The sequence below is a fragment of the Arthrobacter sp. genome (assembly GCF_031179385.1).
Taxonomy (GTDB): domain Bacteria; phylum Actinomycetota; class Actinomycetes; order Actinomycetales; family Micrococcaceae; genus Arthrobacter_D.
This window is the reverse complement of the sequence record NZ_JAPSHV010000233.1, coordinates 1-1,558: the sequence shown is the minus strand read 5'-3', so window position 1 is coordinate 1,558 and position 1,558 is coordinate 1. Positions and strand designations below refer to the sequence as shown.

Sequence of the window (1,558 nt, the reverse complement as noted above, 5' to 3'; positions counted from 1 at the left end):
AGCGGATCGACCAGGGCAGGCAATCGCGCCGAGCGCACAAAGCCCTCCATCCGCGTGAGGTCCGAATTGTCCAGCAGGCGCAGGTTGGTTTGCAGCAGAACGACGGCGGCAAGTCGGCGCTCGAACACCGGAACCGCCCACAGCTCGGAGCTCAGCGCCGTGATCTCGTCGTGCGACAGTTTCGGGTAACGCCGTCCGGCGTCGCGGATCGTTCCACGGACCGCCCCGACCGACGCCCCGTAATAACGCAGGCTGTCGCCGAGCCGCCGCTCCCAGTCCTCGGCCCGTTCCCAGGAGGATTCACGTTGGAGAGCGGCGTCCACGAACTCCCCGGCGTCACTCACTCAAGCGCCCTCCCCTGTGTTGTGGATCCATCTTCGCCAGTCCGTACTCCTTCTACCGGCCACCAATAGAGTAGGCGCATGAAGACTCTCGGTATCGACCTTGCCGCCGATCCGAAGAAAACCGCTGCGGCCGTCCTCGACTGGACGCCGGATACAGCACGGCTGACCCATCTGTCGCTCGGCGTGACCGACGAGGACATCGTCGAACTCTTCGCAGCATCGGATGCCACCGGCGTTGATTGCCCTGTCGGCTGGCCGCAGGCACTGCTGCCTTTTCTCACGGGCCACCTGAATCGTGACGCGGGTTCCGTGCTCAAGCACGATGGCATTGTTGGCCGCCGCCTCCTCGCTTATCGGGATTGCGACCGGTTCGTCACAAGCATCACCGGCCTGATTCCGCTGAGCGTTTCGGCTGACCGGTTGGCCCACCCCGCCATGCGCTGCGCGGTCATCCAAGCCAAGATTGCCCAGGAACACGGCTACCAACCTCGTGATGGATCGGACCGGCTCATGGAAGTTTATCCGGCGGCTTCCCTCAAGCTATGGAACGTCGAAGCGCGTAAGTACAAGGGCAAGGGAACGGGGGAATCGGAGATCCGCCACGTCATTTTGAAGCAGTTGGAAGAAATGGCACCATGGCTCGATCTCGGGGCACATTGGGATGCCCTGGTTGCCTCGGACGATATGCTGGATTCCCTCATCGCATCTCTGACCGCCCGGGCGACTCTGATCGGAGCAACGCTCCGGCCGGGCGACGAACACCTCGAAGCAGCCCGCCAGGAAGGCTGGATCCATCTTCCCAGCGGCCCGCTCGGCGACCTGCTGGTCCGCTAAATGACTGGGTCACCGGCCTTGAAAGTACGACGGCGAGCGCTCACCTAGGTGTGCCCTCGCCGTCGTCGTTCGCTCTCCTTACTAACTCGAAGGGTCAGGTCTGGTTGTCCGGCACGTCGACCGCAATTTCTTCCAACTCGGACCCCACGGTGATTTGGCAGCCCAGCCGGGACCGGGAGTTGTCACGCGGTTCGGCGGTACAGTCCAGCATCTCGTCCTCGTCTGCGCTAATCCCCGGCAGTCCGTCCAGATGCTCGGGACGGACGTAGACGTGGCACGTGGCGCACATCGCCTGGCCGCCGCACTCGCCCACGATCCCCGCGACGCCGTTCGTCACCGCCGCGCGCATCAACGAAGTTCCCGGGTCGACGTCGAGAATA

The 1,558-nt window shown here is 63.7% G+C and carries 3 protein-coding genes; 1 reads left to right on the top strand and 2 read right to left on the bottom strand.

Going from position 1 to position 1,558, the window contains the following annotated elements; all coding sequences use genetic code 11:
• Positions 1 to 344 (bottom strand): DNA alkylation repair protein (locus RIF85_RS15915; protein WP_309072871.1); only part of this gene is annotated, 344 nt, incomplete at its 3' end.
• A 78-nt stretch (positions 345 to 422) separates the two neighbouring features.
• On the opposite strand from RIF85_RS15915, the gene RIF85_RS15910 reads away from it, so the two are divergent.
• Positions 423 to 1,178 carry a DUF429 domain-containing protein gene (locus tag RIF85_RS15910; RefSeq protein ID WP_309072870.1) on the top strand — a complete coding sequence of 252 codons (756 nt, stop codon included), beginning with the start codon at positions 423 to 425 and terminating at the stop codon, positions 1,176 to 1,178.
• 94 nt (positions 1,179 to 1,272) lie between these two features.
• Here the strand turns inward: RIF85_RS15910 and RIF85_RS15905 are convergent, their stop codons facing one another.
• The gene (locus RIF85_RS15905; protein WP_309072869.1) at positions 1,273 to 1,557 is read right to left on the bottom strand and encodes a 2Fe-2S iron-sulfur cluster-binding protein; all 285 of its coding nucleotides are present in this window, start codon (positions 1,555 to 1,557) and stop codon (positions 1,273 to 1,275) included.
• Position 1,558: the final 1 nt, after the last annotated feature.

Bases quoted from the DNA above. Each gene is read 5' to 3' on its own strand.
- RIF85_RS15910 (WP_309072870.1), top strand. From the start codon at position 423: ATGAAGACTCTCGGTATCGACCTTGCCGCCGATCCGAAGAAAACCGCT.